At 70.5% G+C, this 16,188-nt stretch carries 20 protein-coding genes, 1 tRNA gene, 1 pseudogene and 1 riboswitch; of the genes and pseudogenes, 6 read left to right on the forward strand and 16 right to left on the reverse strand.

Annotated elements, in window-relative coordinates; genetic code table 11:
* Window positions 1-24: 24 nt before the first annotated feature.
* The 4 genes from ACFY4A_RS10975 to ACFY4A_RS10990 all read right to left on the reverse strand — a co-directional run bounded on the left by ACFY4A_RS10975 (window position 25) and on the right by ACFY4A_RS10990 (window position 3,422).
* On the reverse strand, window positions 25-714 hold the full coding sequence (locus ACFY4A_RS10975) for a DUF1707 domain-containing protein (protein ID WP_390829098.1): 690 nt from the start codon (window positions 712-714) through the stop codon (window positions 25-27).
* A gap of 9 nt (window positions 715-723) precedes the next feature.
* On the reverse strand, window positions 724-1,755 hold the full coding sequence (locus ACFY4A_RS10980) for an ATP-binding cassette domain-containing protein (RefSeq protein ID WP_390829099.1): 1,032 nt from the start codon (window positions 1,753-1,755) through the stop codon (window positions 724-726).
* Window positions 1,756-1,789: 34 nt separating this feature from the next.
* A complete protein-coding gene (locus ACFY4A_RS10985; protein ID WP_390829192.1) occupies window positions 1,790-2,554 on the reverse strand; it encodes an ABC transporter permease in 765 nt (254 codons plus the stop codon).
* Window positions 2,555-2,621: 67 nt separating this feature from the next.
* Window positions 2,622-3,422 (reverse strand): ABC transporter permease, encoded by an 801-nt coding sequence (locus ACFY4A_RS10990; protein ID WP_390829193.1) that lies wholly within the window; start codon window positions 3,420-3,422, stop codon window positions 2,622-2,624.
* Window positions 3,423-3,647: 225 nt separating this feature from the next.
* On the opposite strand from ACFY4A_RS10990, the gene ACFY4A_RS10995 reads away from it, so the two are divergent.
* A complete protein-coding gene (locus ACFY4A_RS10995) occupies window positions 3,648-6,098 on the forward strand; it encodes a transglycosylase domain-containing protein (RefSeq protein WP_390829100.1) in 2,451 nt (816 codons plus the stop codon).
* Window positions 6,099-6,105: 7 nt separating this feature from the next.
* On the opposite strand, the gene ACFY4A_RS11000 is transcribed toward ACFY4A_RS10995, so the two are convergent.
* The 3 genes from ACFY4A_RS11000 to ACFY4A_RS11010 form a co-directional block, all read right to left on the reverse strand.
* A complete protein-coding gene (locus tag ACFY4A_RS11000) occupies window positions 6,106-6,426 on the reverse strand; it encodes a DMT family transporter (RefSeq protein ID WP_390829101.1) in 321 nt (106 codons plus the stop codon).
* 38 nt (window positions 6,427-6,464) lie between these two features.
* Window positions 6,465-6,528: riboswitch (guanidine-III (ykkC-III) riboswitch) on the reverse strand.
* A 97-nt stretch (window positions 6,529-6,625) separates the two neighbouring features.
* The gene (locus ACFY4A_RS11005) at window positions 6,626-6,982 is read right to left on the reverse strand and encodes a GroES family chaperonin (RefSeq protein WP_390829102.1); all 357 of its coding nucleotides are present in this window, start codon (window positions 6,980-6,982) and stop codon (window positions 6,626-6,628) included.
* Window positions 6,983-7,036: 54 nt separating this feature from the next.
* Window positions 7,037-7,366, reverse strand: a complete 330-nt coding sequence (locus ACFY4A_RS11010) for a DUF3618 domain-containing protein (RefSeq protein ID WP_390829103.1) — start codon at window positions 7,364-7,366, stop codon at window positions 7,037-7,039.
* Window positions 7,367-7,509: 143 nt separating this feature from the next.
* Between ACFY4A_RS11010 and bcp the strand changes: the two genes are divergently transcribed.
* Together bcp and ACFY4A_RS11020 are read left to right on the forward strand one after the other, a co-directional pair.
* On the forward strand, window positions 7,510-7,977 hold the full coding sequence (gene bcp / locus ACFY4A_RS11015; protein WP_390829104.1) for a thioredoxin-dependent thiol peroxidase: 468 nt from the start codon (window positions 7,510-7,512) through the stop codon (window positions 7,975-7,977).
* A 39-nt stretch (window positions 7,978-8,016) separates the two neighbouring features.
* A tRNA-Leu gene (locus ACFY4A_RS11020) sits at window positions 8,017-8,103 on the forward strand.
* 13 nt (window positions 8,104-8,116) lie between these two features.
* Here the strand turns inward: ACFY4A_RS11020 and rdgB are convergent.
* Window positions 8,117-8,719, reverse strand: coding sequence for an RdgB/HAM1 family non-canonical purine NTP pyrophosphatase (rdgB, locus tag ACFY4A_RS11025; protein ID WP_390829105.1), 603 nt, complete (start codon window positions 8,717-8,719; stop codon window positions 8,117-8,119).
* A 14-nt stretch (window positions 8,720-8,733) separates the two neighbouring features.
* Complete coding sequence (gene rph / locus ACFY4A_RS11030; RefSeq protein WP_390829106.1) at window positions 8,734-9,471, reverse strand: ribonuclease PH; 738 nt, start codon at window positions 9,469-9,471, stop codon at window positions 8,734-8,736.
* A 114-nt stretch (window positions 9,472-9,585) separates the two neighbouring features.
* Between rph and ACFY4A_RS11035 the strand changes: the two are divergent.
* Window positions 9,586-9,747 (forward strand): annotated as a pseudogene (locus ACFY4A_RS11035) (RNA-guided endonuclease TnpB family protein); the annotation flags it as partial.
* A 35-nt stretch (window positions 9,748-9,782) separates the two neighbouring features.
* On the opposite strand, the gene ACFY4A_RS11040 reads toward ACFY4A_RS11035, so the two are convergent.
* Window positions 9,783-10,016 carry a glucose PTS transporter subunit EIIB gene (locus ACFY4A_RS11040; protein ID WP_390829107.1) on the reverse strand — a complete coding sequence of 78 codons (234 nt, stop codon included), beginning with the start codon at window positions 10,014-10,016 and terminating at the stop codon, window positions 9,783-9,785.
* A gap of 350 nt (window positions 10,017-10,366) precedes the next feature.
* Between ACFY4A_RS11040 and ACFY4A_RS11045 the strand changes: the two genes are divergently transcribed.
* Window positions 10,367-11,620 carry a PTS transporter subunit EIIC gene (locus tag ACFY4A_RS11045; RefSeq protein ID WP_390829108.1) on the forward strand — a complete coding sequence of 418 codons (1,254 nt, stop codon included), beginning with the start codon at window positions 10,367-10,369 and terminating at the stop codon, window positions 11,618-11,620.
* 79 nt (window positions 11,621-11,699) lie between these two features.
* On the opposite strand, the gene ACFY4A_RS11050 is transcribed toward ACFY4A_RS11045, so the two are convergent.
* Window positions 11,700-12,452 carry an MBL fold metallo-hydrolase gene (locus ACFY4A_RS11050; protein WP_390829109.1) on the reverse strand — a complete coding sequence of 251 codons (753 nt, stop codon included), beginning with the start codon at window positions 12,450-12,452 and terminating at the stop codon, window positions 11,700-11,702.
* 216 nt (window positions 12,453-12,668) lie between these two features.
* On the opposite strand from ACFY4A_RS11050, the gene ACFY4A_RS11055 reads away from it, so the two are divergent.
* On the forward strand, window positions 12,669-13,121 hold the full coding sequence (locus ACFY4A_RS11055; RefSeq protein WP_390829110.1) for a type II toxin-antitoxin system PemK/MazF family toxin: 453 nt from the start codon (window positions 12,669-12,671) through the stop codon (window positions 13,119-13,121).
* 217 nt (window positions 13,122-13,338) lie between these two features.
* Here the strand turns inward: ACFY4A_RS11055 and ACFY4A_RS11060 are convergent, their stop codons facing one another.
* The 5 genes from ACFY4A_RS11060 to ACFY4A_RS11080 form a co-directional block, all read right to left on the reverse strand.
* Window positions 13,339-13,896 (reverse strand): hypothetical protein, encoded by a 558-nt coding sequence (locus tag ACFY4A_RS11060; protein ID WP_390829111.1) that lies wholly within the window; start codon window positions 13,894-13,896, stop codon window positions 13,339-13,341.
* Window positions 13,897-14,059: 163 nt separating this feature from the next.
* The gene (locus tag ACFY4A_RS11065) at window positions 14,060-15,010 is read right to left on the reverse strand and encodes a PLP-dependent cysteine synthase family protein (RefSeq protein ID WP_390829112.1); all 951 of its coding nucleotides are present in this window, start codon (window positions 15,008-15,010) and stop codon (window positions 14,060-14,062) included.
* Between the two features lie 17 nt (window positions 15,011-15,027).
* Window positions 15,028-15,306 (reverse strand): MoaD/ThiS family protein, encoded by a 279-nt coding sequence (locus ACFY4A_RS11070; RefSeq protein ID WP_390829113.1) that lies wholly within the window; start codon window positions 15,304-15,306, stop codon window positions 15,028-15,030.
* Window positions 15,307-15,447: 141 nt separating this feature from the next.
* Window positions 15,448-15,543: a putative leader peptide gene (locus ACFY4A_RS11075; RefSeq protein ID WP_390829114.1), complete on the reverse strand. Its 96-nt coding sequence runs from the start codon at window positions 15,541-15,543 to the stop codon at window positions 15,448-15,450.
* Window positions 15,544-15,632: 89 nt separating this feature from the next.
* Window positions 15,633-16,055, reverse strand: coding sequence for a Mov34/MPN/PAD-1 family protein (locus tag ACFY4A_RS11080; RefSeq protein WP_390829115.1), 423 nt, complete (start codon window positions 16,053-16,055; stop codon window positions 15,633-15,635).
* Window positions 16,056-16,188 lie beyond the last annotated feature (133 nt).

The raw sequence follows: 16,188 nt of genomic DNA on the forward strand, positions 1-16,188 counted from the left end.
CGCGCAGTGGTGGGGGCCGCGGGGCTACTCGAGCCTGCGGCGTTCTTCCCTGCGCTCCAGTCTCTCCTGGCGACGCTGCTCCTTCAGGCGGCGCCGTTCCGCTTCGGTGATCTTTCGCCTGACGCCCACGCCGCCCCAGAAGGCCACGCCGGTCACGATCACGCGCGGTGCCCCCGGCACGCCCCGCACGCCGTCCTCTCGGTGGTCGAAGCCGCCCATGATGCCGATGCCGCGCACCACCACCTCGACGCCGGGCGGCACGATCACGTCCACCCCGCCCATGATCGCCACACAGTTGATCACGACCTCGCGGTCGGCGAAGTCCGCGTCGCGCAGGTCGATGCCGCCGCCGCCCCAGAAGGTGAAGCAGTTGAACCGCTTGGGCACGGTCCAGCGCCCCTTGCGCTCGAACCCGCCCATGATGGCGACGGCCCACGACGAGGACCCCTCGCCGCCGACCACCCGCGACGCCCAACTGCCGTCCTGCACGGGCTGCTTGACCATGTTCACCGCCGGGGCGACCATCCCGGGCACGGGCAGGTCCCGGGTGAGCGGCGCGAGTTCGCCGTACGTGCGCGCCCGGTACGCCGCCTCCAGCCGCTCCTCGAACTCGGTCATGTCGAGCCGCCCCTCCGCGAGGGCGTCCCGCAGTTGCTCGGCGACTCGTTCACGATCGGCGTCGGAAGCGCGAAGCTCCGGCAGGTCCTCCGTCATGACAGCAGCCTACGAGACCGCTTTCTCGGCGTACATCCTCGCGATGACCGCCTCGATGTCGGGCTCCCGCACCGACAGATCCACCAGGGGGTACTCCGCCGCGATCCGCGCCACCAGGGGCGCCGCCGACTCGGCCGCCGGGAAGGCCAGCCACTGCCGGGGCCCCTCGACCCGCACCACGCGCGCGGACGGAATCTCGATCGGCGGCAGCTCTCGCTCCAGGTCGACCACCAGGGTGCGTTCGCTCTCGCCCGCCTCGTGCAGGCCGGTGAGCGGGCCGTCGTACATCAGGCGCCCGTGGTCGATGACCATCACCCGCGAGCACAGCTGCTCGATGTCCTGGAGGTCGTGCGTGGTCAACAGCACCGTCGTGCCGCGTTCGGCGTTCAAGTCGCGCAGGAACTCACGGACCTTGGCCTTGCTGATGACGTCCAGGCCGATGGTCGGCTCGTCCAGGTAGAGGACCTCCGGGTCGTGCAGCAGGGCGGCGGCGATGTCGCCGCGCATCCGCTGGCCCAGCGAGAGCTGCCGTACCGGCACGTCCAACAGGTCGCCGAGTTCGAGGAGTTCGATGCAGCGGTCGAGGTTGTCGCGGTAACGGCCTTCGGGGATCCGGTACATGCGGTGCATCAGCCGGTAGGAGTCGATCAGCGGCAGGTCCCACCACAGGGTCGTACGCTGCCCGAACACCACCCCGATGCGCCGGGCGAGCCGGGTCCGCTCGCGGGAGGGGTCGATGCCGGCGACCCGCAGCCGGCCGCCGCTGGGCGTCAGGATGCCGGTGAGCATCTTGATCGTCGTCGACTTGCCCGCGCCGTTCGGGCCGATGTAGCCCACCATCTCACCGCGCGCCACGCTGAAGGAGATCGAGTCGACCGCCCGCACCTGCCGCCGCTCACGCTTGAGGAACCCGGTCTTCTTCCGTACGTCGAAGACCTTCTCGACCCGGTCGAGTGCGATGAAACCACCGCCCGCGCCGTCCGTGTCGTCCACGCCGTCCACACCGTCCCTGCCCTCCACACCGTCCATCGCCGTCGCCATACGCCCTGTACGCCCTTCTCCCCTTCATTTCCCGTCAGTTCCCGGTACTCCGATACGACCGCAGGCCCACCCGCCAGGCCGCCCCCGCCAGCGCGCAGCACGCCACCGCGACCAGCGGCGGCGCGAACGCGGTCCAGCCGGGCAGGCCGAGCGGATACGGCCGCCCCAGCACGTACAGCGCGGGCAGCCAGTTGACGAAGGCCAGCGGCAGGACGAACGTCACCCCGCGCACCAGCTCCTTGGCGAACACCGTCGGCGGGTACTGGAGCAGCGTGGTGCCGCCGTAGGTGAACGCGTTCTGCACCTCCGAGGCGTCCTGGGCCACGAACTGGAAGGCCGCCCCGGCCACGAACACCGCGCAGAAGATCGCGCAGCCGCTGACCACCATGACCGGCATCAGCAGCAGCTTCGGCAACGTCCAGTCGACGTCGAGCCGGGCCATCGCCCAGCCCAGCACCAGCGCCCCCTGCGTCACCCGGCCCAGCCGGCGCAGCGCGAACCGGTCGGCGGCCACCTGCGCGAGCACCGGCGCCGGCCGGACCAGCAGCGTGTCGAGGGTGCCGTCGCGCACCCGCCGCCCCAGCCGGTCCATGGAGCCGATCGCCAGGTCGGCGAGCCCGAAGGCGGTGGCGGACAGCCCGTACAGGAAGGCGATCTCGGGCAGCGTGTAGCCGCCGAGCGCGTCCACTCGGGAGAACATCAGCAGGATCGCCACGAAGTCCAGCCCGGTCGCGACGAAGCTCCCGGCCGTGGTCATGACGAAGGAGGCGCGGTAGGCCATCGTCGAGCGGATCCACATCGCGGCGATCAGGCGGTAGGCGCGCAGCCCCTCCACCAGCCGGTTGCCGGCCGGGTCCGCGGTGAGCTCAGCCACCCTGCACCACCACCCGCCGGGTCGCCGCCGACTGCACCAGCCGCCCCGCCGCCAGCAGCGCCACCGCCCACGCCCCCTGGAAGACGTACGTGTCCAGCGGGTCCGCGTGCCCCAGCAGGATGTCGGCGGGGGCCTGGAGCAGCGAGGACCACGGCAGCGCCCGGACCACCTCGCCCAGCGCGCCCGGGAAGACGTTCAGCGGCAGCAGCATCCCCGAGCAGAAGTACCCGGCCAGCCAGGCCATCTGCACCACGCCCGCCCCGTCCAGCAGCCAGAACGCGCTCAGCGCCACCAGGAAGCGGATCCCGAAGCCCACCAGCAGCGCCAGCGGCACCGCTCCGAGGAACGCCGCCCAGGTCACCGGGTCCGAGGGCAGGTACACCGGGAAGAACAGCGACCCGAACACGAAGGGCAGCACCCCCCGGCCCACCAGCTGGAACAACGCCCGGCCCGCGTCGGCCGACAGCCACCACAGCTGGAGATCGGCCGGCCGGTAGAGGTCGACGGCGATGTCACCCGTACGGATGCGTTCCATCAACTCGTCCTCGACGCCGCCCCCGCCGATCGCGAGCGCCGCCAGGAACGCCTGCCCCAGCCACACGTACGTCACGGCCTGTGCCTGGTCGTAACCGCCCAGGTGCGGCCGGACATCCCACAGCGCAAGGTACGTGTACACCAGGATCAGCCCGAATGCCGTATTGGTGAACACCCCGGCCGCCGTCGCCGCCCGATACGTCGCGTACCGTCTGAATCCCCCCGCCGCGACGGCCCCGTACAACCGTCCAGCGCCCACGTGCACCGCCTCCCAGGCCACGACACCGAAAGCGCCGGAGCCTAATGCGCCCGGGCGTGACATGCCACGCATTTTCCGGCCCGGACAAGTGCCCGTGACCGGGAACGGAACGGTTGCTGCGAGAGTCTTCATCTGGGGGCGCCGAAGGCGCATGAGGGCGTACGGGGACGTACGACGTGAAACGTACGGCGACGTACGACGTGAAAACAGGAGTCCGAGCACGACATGAGTGACGAGCCGCAGCCGCAGCAGCGGAACCAGGGCTGGGCCGACCACCAGCCACCGGCGGCGCCCGGGACCGGGGGCGGGACGGAGAGCGAGACGGGGAGCGGGGCGGGAAGCGGGGCGGAGAGCGAGACGGGCGACGAGAAGGCCGGACGGCCCCGGCGCACCGGCTGGCGCCGCGCCGTACCGACCTGGCGGATGGTGCTCGGCGGCTTCCTCACCGTCATGCTGCTGGTCATCGGCGCGTTCTTCCTCGGCTACTCCCTGGTGAAGATCCCGCCGGCCAACGCCATGGCCGTCAAACAGGCCAACGTCTACCTGTACGCCGACGGCACCGAGATCGCCCGCGACGGCGAGATCAACCGGGAGAACGTCACGCTCGCCCAGGTCTCCAAGGACGCCCAGCACGCCGTGCTCGCCGCCGAGGACCGCGACTTCTACACCGAGTCCGCCGTCGACCCCAAGGCGATGCTGCGCGCCGGCTGGAACACCGCCACCGGCAAGGGCAAGCAGTCCGGCTCGACGATCACCCAGCAGTACGTGAAGAACTACTACCTGGGCCAGGAGCAGACCGTCACCCGCAAGGTGAAGGAGTTCTTCATCGCGATCAAGCTGGACCGCACCGAGTCCAAGGACGACATCCTCGAGGGCTACCTCAACACCAGCTACTTCGGCCGCAACGCCTACGGCATCCAGGCCGCCGCCCAGGCGTACTACGGCGTCAAGGCCAAGGACCTCGACCCGGCCCGCGCCGCCTACCTGGCCGCGCTGGTCAACGCGCCCAGCGAGTACGACGTCGTCGCCCACCCGGAGAACAAGTCCGCCGCCGTGGCCCGCTGGAACTACGTCCTGAACGGCATGGTCAAGAAGGGCTGGCTGAGCGCCTCACAGCGGGCCGGGATGAAGTTCCCGATGCCGAAGGAGGCCACCGCCCCCACGGGCATGTCCGGGCAGCGCGGCTACATCGTCCGCGCGGTGAAGGACTACCTGGCCAAGAACAAGATCCTGGACGAGGACCAGCTCTCCGCGGGCGGCTACCAGATCACCACGACCCTGGAGAAGAACAAGCAGGACGCCCTGGTCAAGGCCGTGGACGACCAGGTGATGAGCAAGCTCGACCGGAAGAACCGCAAGGTCGACACCTACGTCCGGGCCGGCGCCGCCTCCATCGACCCGAAGACCGGCGAGCTCGTGGCCATGTACGGCGGCATCGACTACGTCAAGCAGTACACCAACAACGCCACCCGCCGGGACTTCCAGGTGGGTTCCACCTTCAAGCCGTTCGTGTTCACCTCCGCCGTCCAGAACGGCTCGGCGACCCAGGACGGCCGCCCGATCACCCCGAACACCTACTACGACGGCACCAACAAGCGCCCCGTCCAGGGCTGGAGCGGCTCCTACGCCCCCGAGAACGAGGACCAGCAGTCCTACGGGGACATCACCGTCCGCGAGGCCACGGACAAGTCCGTCAACGCGGTGTACGCGCAGATGGCCGTCGACGTCGGCTCCGACAAGGTCAAGGACACCGCCGTCGCCCTCGGCCTGCCGGCCGACACCCCCGAGTTGACCGGCACCCCGTCCATCGCGCTCGGGGTGGCCCGCGCCGGCGTCGTCGACATGGCCCAGGCCTACGCCACGCTCGCCAACCACGGCCGGCACGCCCCGTACACGATGATCAAGAAGATCACCAAGGACGGCACCGACACCGTCGAACTGCCCCAGCGCTCGGAGTCCCAGCCGATCAGCCGCGAGGCCGCCGACACCACCACCGCGGTACTGCGCAGCGTCGTGCAGAACGGCACCGCCACCGCCGCCCAGGGCGCCGGCCGGCCCGCCGCCGGCAAGACCGGCACCGCCGAGGAGGACACCGCGGCCTGGTTCGCCGGCTACACCCCCGACCTCGCCACCGTCGTCTCGGTCATGGGCCAGGACCCGGTCACCGCCCATCACAAGTCGCTCTACGGCGCCATGGGGCTGGTCCGCGTCAACGGCGGCGGGCCACCCGCCCAGATCTGGGCGCAGTACACCCAGGAAGCCCTGAAGAACACCCTGGTCACCGACTTCGACCTCCAACTCCAGCCGGGTGCCGACCAGATCCAGCCGCCGCCCTCGGAGCCCGCCGAGAACCCGGGCGACGGCGGCCAGAGCGACGGCGGCACGACCGGCGCCGACACCGGCGGCCAGGACCACGGACAGGACCAGGGCCAGGACCAGGGGCAGAGCCAGGGCCAGGGCGACGGCGGCACGGGTGACGCCAACAGCGGCGACCCCGCCACCGGCGGGACCGACAGCACCCCGCCGGGCGGTCCCACCGGCGGGGAGCCCGGGGACGTCGGAGGCACCCCGCCGGGAGACGTGACCGGCGGAGCCGACACCGGCACCCCGGGCGACGCGGGCGGGAGCACGGGGGCCGGTGCCTCGGGCGACGGCGGCACGAACACCGGCCTGTAAGGGGTGTTCAGTGGCCGGACGTGACCTTGAGCCCCACCACAGCCACCAGTAGCAGACTCACGAAGAAGATCCGGGCGGCGGTCGCCGGCTCCCCCAGCGCCACCATGCCGACCACCGCCGCACCGGCCGCCCCGATGCCCACCCACACGCCGTAGGCGGTGCCGATGGGCAGGGAACGGGCGGCGTACGACAGCAGGACCATGCTGGTCACGATCCCGGCGCCGGTGAGCACGCTGGGCAGGGGGCGGGTGAAGCCGTCGGTGAACTTCATCCCGATCGACCAGCCCACCTCCAGCAGACCGGCGAGGACGAGCAGGACCCAGGCCATGACGGGCACCTCCGGGACGACGTAAGGACATGAACGGGGGTGCGTCGTCTTTGCGTTCATCCCGGTACGGCGCGTCTCGTCGGGTTGGACCCGAGGCTAGCAAAGAAATGACAAAGGGGCTGGTGACCATGGTCACCAGCCCCTCGGCGGTCGGTCTGCGAAGCGGTCGTGCAGCGTCGTGCAGGACGTCCTCGCACTTCTACAGATACAGGCCGGTGGAGTCCTCCGAGCCCTCGAACCGGTCCGCGGCCACCGCGTGCAGATCACGCTCGCGCATGAGCACGTACGCGACCCCGCGCACCTCGACCTCGGCACGGTCCTCCGGATCGAACAACACCCGGTCCCCCGGCTCGACGGTCCGCACGTTCTGCCCCACCGCGACGACCTCGGCCCAGGCCAGCCGGCGTCCCACCGCCGCTGTCGCGGGAATCAGGATGCCACCGCCCGAACGCCGCTCGCCCTCGCTCGTGTCCTGCCGGACGAGCACCCGGTCGTGCAGCATCCGGATGGGCAGCTTGTCGTGGTGGCTGCTGTGCTCATTTCTGTTGGCGCTCACGACTCGAACCTACCTGCCTTCGGCACGTCGTCACGCGGTGGGGCGTCGTGCCGCTCAGCGGCGGCGCCGGCGGGCGCCCAGAGCGAGCAGTCCTACCAGGCCGACGGCGACGAGCGCGACCGGCACGACCCGCTCCAGGCGCGGGGTGCCCTCCTCGTCGACGAACTGCGCGCGCACATCGCTCACCACTCGGTTGACCTGCACGTAGGCCCGTCCGAGCGTGTGGTCGATGTTGGAGACGACCTTGGCCTTGGCGTCCCCGACGATGGTCTTCGGGTGCACGCGCACCCCGATCTCGTCGAGCGTCTCGGCCAGCACCTCGCGGCGGCGCCTGATGTCCGCCTCGATCTCAGCCGGGGTTCTGGTGTCCGCGGTGTCCGCCACCGTGCCGCCTCCGAAGTCAACTGATGCCTGTTCGGGACAGTCTGTCAGTTCTCGCTCCGACCGCACCGTCGGCACCCCCGGTTACCCTCGGAGCGACACGGTATTCGCACGCACGATGCGCACGCACGAGGAGACGAGCTTCGATGACCGAGCGACTCCAGCCCGGGGACGTGGCCCCCGCCTTCGCCCTCCCCGACGCCGACGGCAAGGAGGTGTCGCTGGCCGACCACAAGGGCCGGAAGGTCATCGTCTACTTCTACCCGGCCGCCCTCACCCCCGGCTGCACCAAGCAGGCCTGCGACTTCACCGACAACCTGGACCTGCTGGCGGGCGCGGGGTACGACGTGATCGGCATCTCCCCCGACAAGCCGGAGAAGCTGGCGAAGTTCCGCGACAAGGAGTCCCTCAGGGTCACGCTGCTCGCCGACCCGGACAAGAAGGTCCTGGAGTCCTACGGCGCCTTCGGCGAGAAGAAGCTCTACGGCAAGACCGTCGTCGGCGTCATCCGCTCCACGATCGTCGTCGACGAGGAGGGCAAGGTCGAACGAGCCCTCTACAACGTGAAGGCGACGGGCCACGTGGCCAAGATCATCAAGGACTTGGGCATCTGAGGGCGCCGCCCGGCCAGTAGCATGGCCGGGCAGCACCGGGCGGCCGTGGTGGAATTGGCAGTCACGCTGGGTTTAGGTCCCAGTGGGGTAACTCCCGTGAGGGTTCGAGTCCCTCCGGCCGCACCAGCTCCTGCTCGGGCTATCCGAGCAACTCCCGCACCACCGGTACCAGGGCGCGGAACGCCTTGCCGCGGTGGCTGATCGCGTTCTTCTCGTCCGGGGTCAGCTCCGCGCAGGTGCGGGTCTCGCCGTCGGGCTGGAGGATCGGGTCGTAGCCGAAGCCGTTGGCACCCGCGGACTCGTGGCGCAGAGTGCCCCGCAACTGGCCTTCGACGACCCGCTCCCGGCCGTCCGGCAACGCCAACGCCGCCGCGCAGGCGAAGTGGGCCGCCCTGTGATCGTCGGAGATGTCCGCGAGCTGGGCCAGGAGCAGGTCGAGGTTGGCCTTGTCGTCGCCGTGGCGACCGGCCCAGCGGGCCGAGAAGATGCCGGGGGCGCCGCCGAGGACGTCGACGCAGAGGCCGGAGTCGTCCGCGACCGCGGGCAGGCCGGTGGCCTGGGCCAGGGCGTGGGCCTTCAGCAGGGCGTTCTCGGCGAAGGTGACGCCGGTCTCCTTGACGTCGGGGACGTCCGGGTAGGCGTCGGTGCCCACGAGTTCGTGGGGCAGGCCGGCGTCGGCCAGGATCGCCCTGAGTTCGACGATCTTGCCGACGTTGCGGGTGGCGAGGATCAAGCGGGTCATGACGGGCTGCTCCTCTACTTCGCCAGGGCCGTCTCGAGTGCCGTGCGCTGGATCGCCGCGAGTTCGGTGCAGCCGGCCACGGCGAGGTCGAGGAGGCTGTTGAGTTCCTCGCGCGCGAAGGGCTCGGCCTCCGCGGTGCCCTGGACCTCGACGAAGCGGCCGTCGCCGGTGCAGACGACGTTCATGTCGGTCTCGGCGCGGACGTCCTCCTCGTAGCAGAGGTCGAGCAGCGGCACACCGCCGACGATGCCCACCGAGACGGCGCTGACCGTGCCGGTGAGCGGCTGGCGGCCGGCCTTGATCAGCTTCTTGCCGCGGGCCCAGGCGACGGCGTCGGCCAGCGCCACGTAGGCACCCGTGATGGCCGCGGTCCGGGTGCCGCCGTCGGCCTGGAGGACGTCGCAGTCCAGGACGACGGTGTTCTCGCCGAGTGCCTTGTAGTCGACGACCGAGCGCAGGGAGCGGCCGATGAGGCGGGAGATCTCATGGGTGCGGCCGCCGATCCTGCCCTTGACCGATTCGCGGTCGCCGCGGGTGTTGGTGGCGCGGGGCAGCATGGCGTACTCGGCGGTGACCCAGCCCTCGCCGCTGCCCTTGCGCCAGCGCGGGACGCCTTCGGTGACGGAGGCGGTGCAGAAGACCTTGGTGTCGCCGAAGGAGACGAGGACGGAGCCCTCGGCGTGCTTGCTCCACCCGCGTTCGATGGTGACCGGGCGGAGTTGTTCGGGGGTGCGGCCGTCGATACGAGACATGGCGTCGAGCGTAGTCCCCCATGGGCAAAGGGCTCCTCCCGCATCGGGAAGAGCCCCTTGAAGGTGAACCGCGGCGGACCGCAGGGGCCGGCCGTGCTCTGCGGCCCGCAGCAGGCGGTGCCGCTGTCGGAACGCACCTACACCTGCACCGCGTGCGGAGCCGCCTGTCCCCGCGACAAGAACTCCGCCCGCGTGATGCTCGTCCGGGCAGGTCTGGACCCGGCTGGCGTCGAAGGCGCACGACCTCCTGGAGCGCTGCTCCAGGAGGCGGCCTGAGCCAGGAATCCCCTTTCCTTCAGGGAGGGGAGCGGTCAAAACATGTCTTCGATCTCCGCGGCGATCGGGTCGGCGTCGGTGCCGATGACGACCTGGATGGCGGTGCCCATCTTGACGACGCCATGGGCGCCGGCGGCCTTGAGGGCGGCCTCGTCGACCAGGGAGGCGTCGTGCACTTCGGTGCGGAGCCGGGTGATGCAGCCCTCGATCTCGTCGATGTTCTGGATGCCGCCCAGCCCGGCGACGATCTTCTCAGCCTTGGTGGCCATGTTCCTTCTCCCTGATCCGATCCGCTTTGTCGCAGTAACCCATGGTTGCCCATCTTTGCGAGCGGTCGCGCCATGGGTGCAGAATGGTGCGCTCACGGCAGCGGAACCGTCGCCGACTGGTCTACACCAGTGTAGGCGCGGGGGCCAAACGCGGCCCGGCACCGCCGGATCGGCCGCGGGCCGGCACGGGAGCGGAGACGCTCCCCGCTCCACATCACCGACTCTCAGTCGGATCCACACGGTGCGTAGCGGTTCGGTCGCGGGAATCGCGGGTTCCTCGGGCGCCCTTCATCGTGTACAACAGGTCTACACCACTGAGTGGTGTAGACCACCACCCGATGGAGGACGTCATGACCACCGCCACCGCCACGTCGACGGCGGCACCCTCGAAGAAATGGGGATCGGGCCTGCTCCAGGGCCTTCAGAAGATCGGCCGCAGCCTTCAGCTGCCGATCGCCGTGCTGCCGGCCGCGGGCATCCTGCTGCGTCTGGGCCAGCAAGACCTGCACGACAAGCTGCACCTGCCCGACAAGGTCACGGCGGTGTTCGCCACGGCCGGCGGCGCGATCTTCGACAACCTGCCGATGCTGTTCTGCCTCGGTGTGGCGATCGGCTTCGCCAAGAAGTCGGACGGCTCCACCGCGCTGGCCGCACTGGTCGGTTTCCTGGTCTACAGCAACGTCCTGAAGGCCTTCCCGCTGACCGAGCAGCACATCGAGGGCGGGAAGGTAGTCGAGGCCACCTACAACAACCCCGGGGTGCTCGGCGGCATCCTCATGGGTCTGCTGTCGGCGGTGCTGTGGCAGCGCTACCACCGCAAGAAGCTCGTGGACTGGCTCGGCTTCTTCAACGGCCGCCGGCTGGTGCCGATCATCATGGCCTTCGTCGGCACCGCGATGGGCGTCTTCTTCGGCCTGGTCTGGAAGCCGATCGGTGAGGGGATCTCCAGCTTCGGCGAGTGGATCACCGGCCTCGGCGCTCTCGGTGCCGGTCTGTTCGGTCTGATCAACCGCGCGCTGATCCCGGTCGGCATGCACCAGTTCGTCAACACGGTCTCCTGGTTCCAGATCGGCGACTTCAAGAACGCGTCCGGTGACATGGTCCACGGCGACCTCAACCGCTTCTTCGCCGGTGATCCGACCGCCGGTCAGTTCATGTCGGGCTTCTTCCCGATCATGATGTTCGGTCTGCCGGCCGCCGCCCTCGCGATCGCCCACTGCGCCCGTCCCGAGCGGCGCAAGGTCGTGACGGGCATGATGGTCTCGCTCGCGCTGACCTCCTTCGTGACCGGCGTGACCGAGCCGATCGAGTTCGCGTTCATGTTCATCGCGCCGGTGCTCTACGCGATCCACGCGGTGCTGACCGCCGTGTCCATGGCGATCACCTGGGCGTTCGGCGTTCACGCCGGCTTCACCTTCTCCGCCGGCTTCATCGACTACGCCCTCAACTGGAACCTGGCGACCAAGCCATGGATGATCATCCCGATCGGCCTGGTATTCGCGGTGATCTACTACACCGTGTTCCGCTTCGCCATCATCAAGTTCAATCTCCCCACCCCAGGCCGCGAGCCCCAGGAGGAGACCGAGGAACTCACCAAGGCGTGAGCCCGGTCACGACGTCAGAGGACCCCCGGAGTTCCATGACTCCGGGGGCCTTTCGTCTCCTGGACCTGCTGTCCTGGGCCTAGATGTCGTACGACGCTCCGCGCGCCGCGAGCTCCACCGGGCCGGCGTAGGCCGCGCGGGCGTCGGCGAGGTTGATCTGCGGGTCGGTCCACGGGGGGATGTGGGTGAGGACCAGGCGGCGGACTCGGGCGCGCGCGGCGGCCTCACCTGCCTCGCGGCCGTTGAGGTGCAGATCGGGGATGTTCTCCTTGCCGTCCGTGAAGGCGGCCTCGCACAGGAAGAGGTCGCTGTCCCGGGCGAGTTCCTCCAGCGCCTCGCTCACCCCGGTGTCCCCGGAGTACGTCAGCGCGCGCCCGCCGTGCTCGATGCGTATGGCGTAGGCCTCCACGGGGTGGGCCACCCGCTCGGTGTGCACGGTGAAGGGGCCGATCTCGAAGGTGCCGGGCTTGACCGTGTGGAAGTCGAAGACCTCGCTCATCGAGGACGCCGTGGGGGTGTCGGCGTAGGCGGTGGTGAGCCGGTGCTCGGTGCCCTCGGGCCCGTACACCGGGATGGGGTCGCAACGGCCTCCGTCGTACCGGTAGTAGCGCGCGACGAAGTAGCCGAGCATGTCGATGCAGTGGTCGGCGTGCAGATGACTCAGAAAGATGGCGTCGAGGTCGTAGAGACCGCAGTGGCGCTGCAACTCGCCCAGGGCGCCGTTGCCCAGGTCGAGAAGCAGCCGGAAGCCGTCGGCCTCGACGAGGTAGCTCGAGCAGGCCGATTCCGCGGACGGGAACGACCCCGAGCAGCCGACGACGGTGAGCTTCATGAAGCAGAAACCTCCGCTGGCGGGAAACTTCAAAGAGGAAGGTGACGGGGGTCGTGCGGTCCGTCGAGCGTAAGGCGCGATACGTCCGGTCGCTGCTCCGGCAAGGGCTGTTGTGGGCGAACTCACCTGTGGTGTCACCGGTTCGGCTGGACCTGGGGCGCATTGGGGGAATTGAAGGGCGCGCACCGTGGATCGCACGCCGGTAACGTCATGGTTGTGGACACGTCCTGGTGGCTGGCGCTCGCGGCGGTGGTGCTGCTCGCGCTCGTCGCCACGCTCGTCGACGGCTGGGGGCGGGGCCGCCGGCCCCCGAGAGGCAAGCTGCGTCCCGGCCGCCCGGCCGGCCGCCGTGCCGCGGCGCGTCCGCAGCCCGCGGAGATCTGGTGGGCCAGCGTGCCCCACGGCGAGGGGCCGGGGACGAAGGACCGGCCCTGTCTGGTGCTGGCGGTGCACGGCAAGCGCGCCAGGGTCGCGGAGATCACCAGCAGATACCACGACGAGCGCTCCGGAGTGATCCCGCTGCCGCCCGGCTCGGTGGGGGACGCGCAGGGGCGGGCCAGCTTCCTGGAGACCGACGAGGTCCGGGAGGTGCCGGTGTGGGACTTCCGCCGCCGGGTGGGGGTCGTGGACCCGGTGCTCTGGGACCAGGTGCGGTATCTGGCCGGCTGAGCGAGGCGGGCACGGCCCGGCTGAGCGAGGCGGGCACGGCCCGGCTGAGCGAGGCGGGCACGGCCCGGCTGAGCGAGGCGGGCACGGCCCGGCTGAGCGAGGCGGGCACGACCCGGCTGAGCGAGGCGGGCACGACCCGGCTGAGCGAGGCGGGCACGACCCGGCTGAGCGAGGCGGGCACGGCGCTGCCGTGTATGTGCGCCGAGGCGCGTCGCGCTCATGGCCCTGTCACCCGCACGGTGACCGTCCACTGCTGGATGCCCTGGCATGCGATCCGGCCGGGGCCCGCCGCGCACAGCGGGCGGGCGGAGGTGAGCCGGGCCGTTCCGGGCGTGACGGCGTCGAAGGCGGCGACGGCGTCGCCCGGCAGGATCACGATGCCGGCGTTGGTCGCCCGCAGCGCGGTGCCGCTGGACCTGACCGGTGTCCAGGGGCGGTCCTTGGTGCCGTCCAGGGTGAGCCGCACCTGTCCGCCGACGGTCAGGCAGAGGGCGCGCCCGGAGTCGGCGGCGGTGAGTTCGGCGCGGTCCGTGCAGCCGGGGGCGGGGCGGGCGGAGGAGGCCGGGGCGGTCCCGGAGGGGGAGGCGGATCCCGGCAAGGGTGCGGACCCGGACGCTGAGGCGGACCCGGGCGGGGATGCGGGCGCGGTCGTCGGCGGGGAGAGCGCGCCGTCCTTGCCGGAGCCCGCGCCGTCGTGCTGTGCGCCGCAGCCGACGAGGAGCAGGGTCGCCGCCGCGGCGGTGACGGTGGTGGCGTGAAGCGTCGAACGGCGCATGGGGGCGGCCGCCTTTCTGCTGTGCCCGGGGTGCCGTGCCCTGTCCTTCTGCCGGTGTGACGTTCCTCCAGCACATCAGGATCCCGTCCCCCACGCACGCCGGGGCCCCGGCCGATACGACGGCCGGGGCCCCGCGTGCGGACATGGCGGTGGGCGGCAGGCCCTACGCCCAGAGCTGGCCCTGGAGGGTCTCGATGGCCTCCTCGGTGGTGGCCGCGGTGTAGACGCCGGTGGAGAGGTACTTCCAGCCGCCGTCGGCGACGATGAACACGATGTCGGCGCTCTCGCCCGCCTTCAGCGCCTTCTTCCCGACGCCGATCGCCGCGTGCAGGGCGGCGCCGGTGGAGACGCCCGCGAAGATGCCCTCCTGCTGGAGGAGTTCACGGGTGCGGGTGACCGCGTCGGCCGAGCCGACCGAGTAGCGGTTGGTGAGGACGGAGGCGTCGTAGAGCTCGGGGACGAAGCCCTCGTCGAGGTTGCGCAGTCCGTACACGAGGTCGTCGTAGCGTGGCTCGGCGGCGACGATCTTCACGTCCGGCTGGTGCTCGCGCAGGTAGCGGCCGACGCCCATGAGGGTGCCCGTGGTGCCGAGGCCCGCGACGAAGTGCGTGATGGAGGGCAGGTCGGCGAGGATCTCGGGGCCGGTGGTGGCGTAGTGGGCACCGGCGTTGTCCGGGTTGCCGTACTGGTAGAGCATCACCCAGTCCGGGTGCTCGGCGGCCAGTTCCTTGGCGACGCGCACGGCGGTGTTGGAGCCGCCCGCGGCCGGGGAGGAGATGATCTCCGCTCCCCACATGCCGAGCAGGTCCCGGCGCTCCCGCGAGGTGTTCTCGGGCATCACGCACACCATGCGGTAGCCCTTGAGCTTGGCCGCCATGGCCAGCGAGATGCCGGTGTTGCCGGAGGTGGGTTCGAGGATCGTGCAGCCCGGGGTGAGCCGGCCGTCCTTCTCCGCCTGCTCGATCATGTGCAGGGCAGGCCGGTCCTTGATCGAGCCGGTCGGGTTGCGGTCCTCCAGCTTCGCCCAGATACGGACGTCGGCCGACGGCGACAGCCGCGGCAGGCACACCAGCGGGGTGTTGCCCACCGCCGCCAGCGGGGAGTCGTAACGCATCGCTGATCAGCGACCGATCAGCGCATGCCGCCGGCGACGGCCGGCAGGATCGTCACGTTGTCGCCGTCGGCGAGCTTGGTGGAGATGCCGTCCAGGAAGCGCACGTCCTCGTCGTTCAGGTAGACGTTGACGAAGCGGCGCAGCTGCTCGCCGTCCACGATGCGGGCCTGGATGCCCGGGTGCCGGGTCTCGAGGTCGGCGAAGAGCTCGGCGAGGGTCTCCCCGTTGCCGTCCACGGCCTTCTGGCCGTCGGTGTACTGGCGGAGGATGGTGGGGATGCGGACCTCGATGGCCATGGTTGCGGGCTCCTGTCGGTAAGGATGTCGTCGGGGTGGACCCCGGCTCGGACGCGGCCGGGCGCACGGTGGGGGGTACCCCCAGGCTTTCGGCACTGGGGGCGCGCCGCGGCCCTCACGGCCGTGCGGCGGCGCGGAACGTCAACAGATGGCGCTGTTCAGCCTGCACAGGTCGACGTGCAGCCGCGCCACGAGCAGCATGCCCGGCGTCTTCTCGCTCACGTCGTGGAGAACCATGCGGTCATCGTATCGATTCCCGGTCCGGGATCCGGAGTGTGATCTCGGAACTCGGACAGTTCCCATCCACTTCACGAGACGTTCCGCGCTCAGTACGCCTCCACCACCTTGACCTCCTCCTCCGTGACCTCGCCCTCCACGATGCGGAACGACCGGAACTGGAACTCGCCGAGCCCGTCGGTGTCGGCCGTGGAGACCAGGACGTAGTGCGCGCCCGGCTCGTTGGCGTAGCTGATGTCGGTGCGGGAGGGGTAGGCCTCGGTCGCGGTGTGCGAGTGGTAGACGATCACCGGCTCCTCGTCCCGGTCGTCCATCTCCCGGTAGAGCTTGAGCAGGTCCTGCGAGCCGAACTCGTAGAAGGTGGGCGAGCGGGCCGCGTTCACCATGGGGATGAACCGCTCGGGCCGGCCGGAGCCCACGGGGCCGGCCACGACGCCGCACGCCTCGTCGGGGTGGTCCTTGCGGGCGTGGGCGACGATCTGGTCGTAGAGGGCCTGGGTAAGGGTCAGCATGGCGGCCAGCATAGACAGGCGGGCCGTTCCGTACCGGAGTTCGGTACGGAACGGCCCACATTGCGGACGTCCTGAGCGGCCGCGGGAGCGGGCGCCCTTGGGTGCCCGCTCCCGCCGGACGTCCGGTCCTGGA

This window comes from Streptomyces sp. NPDC001292 (assembly GCF_042896465.1).
GTDB lineage: Bacteria > Actinomycetota > Actinomycetes > Streptomycetales > Streptomycetaceae > Streptomyces.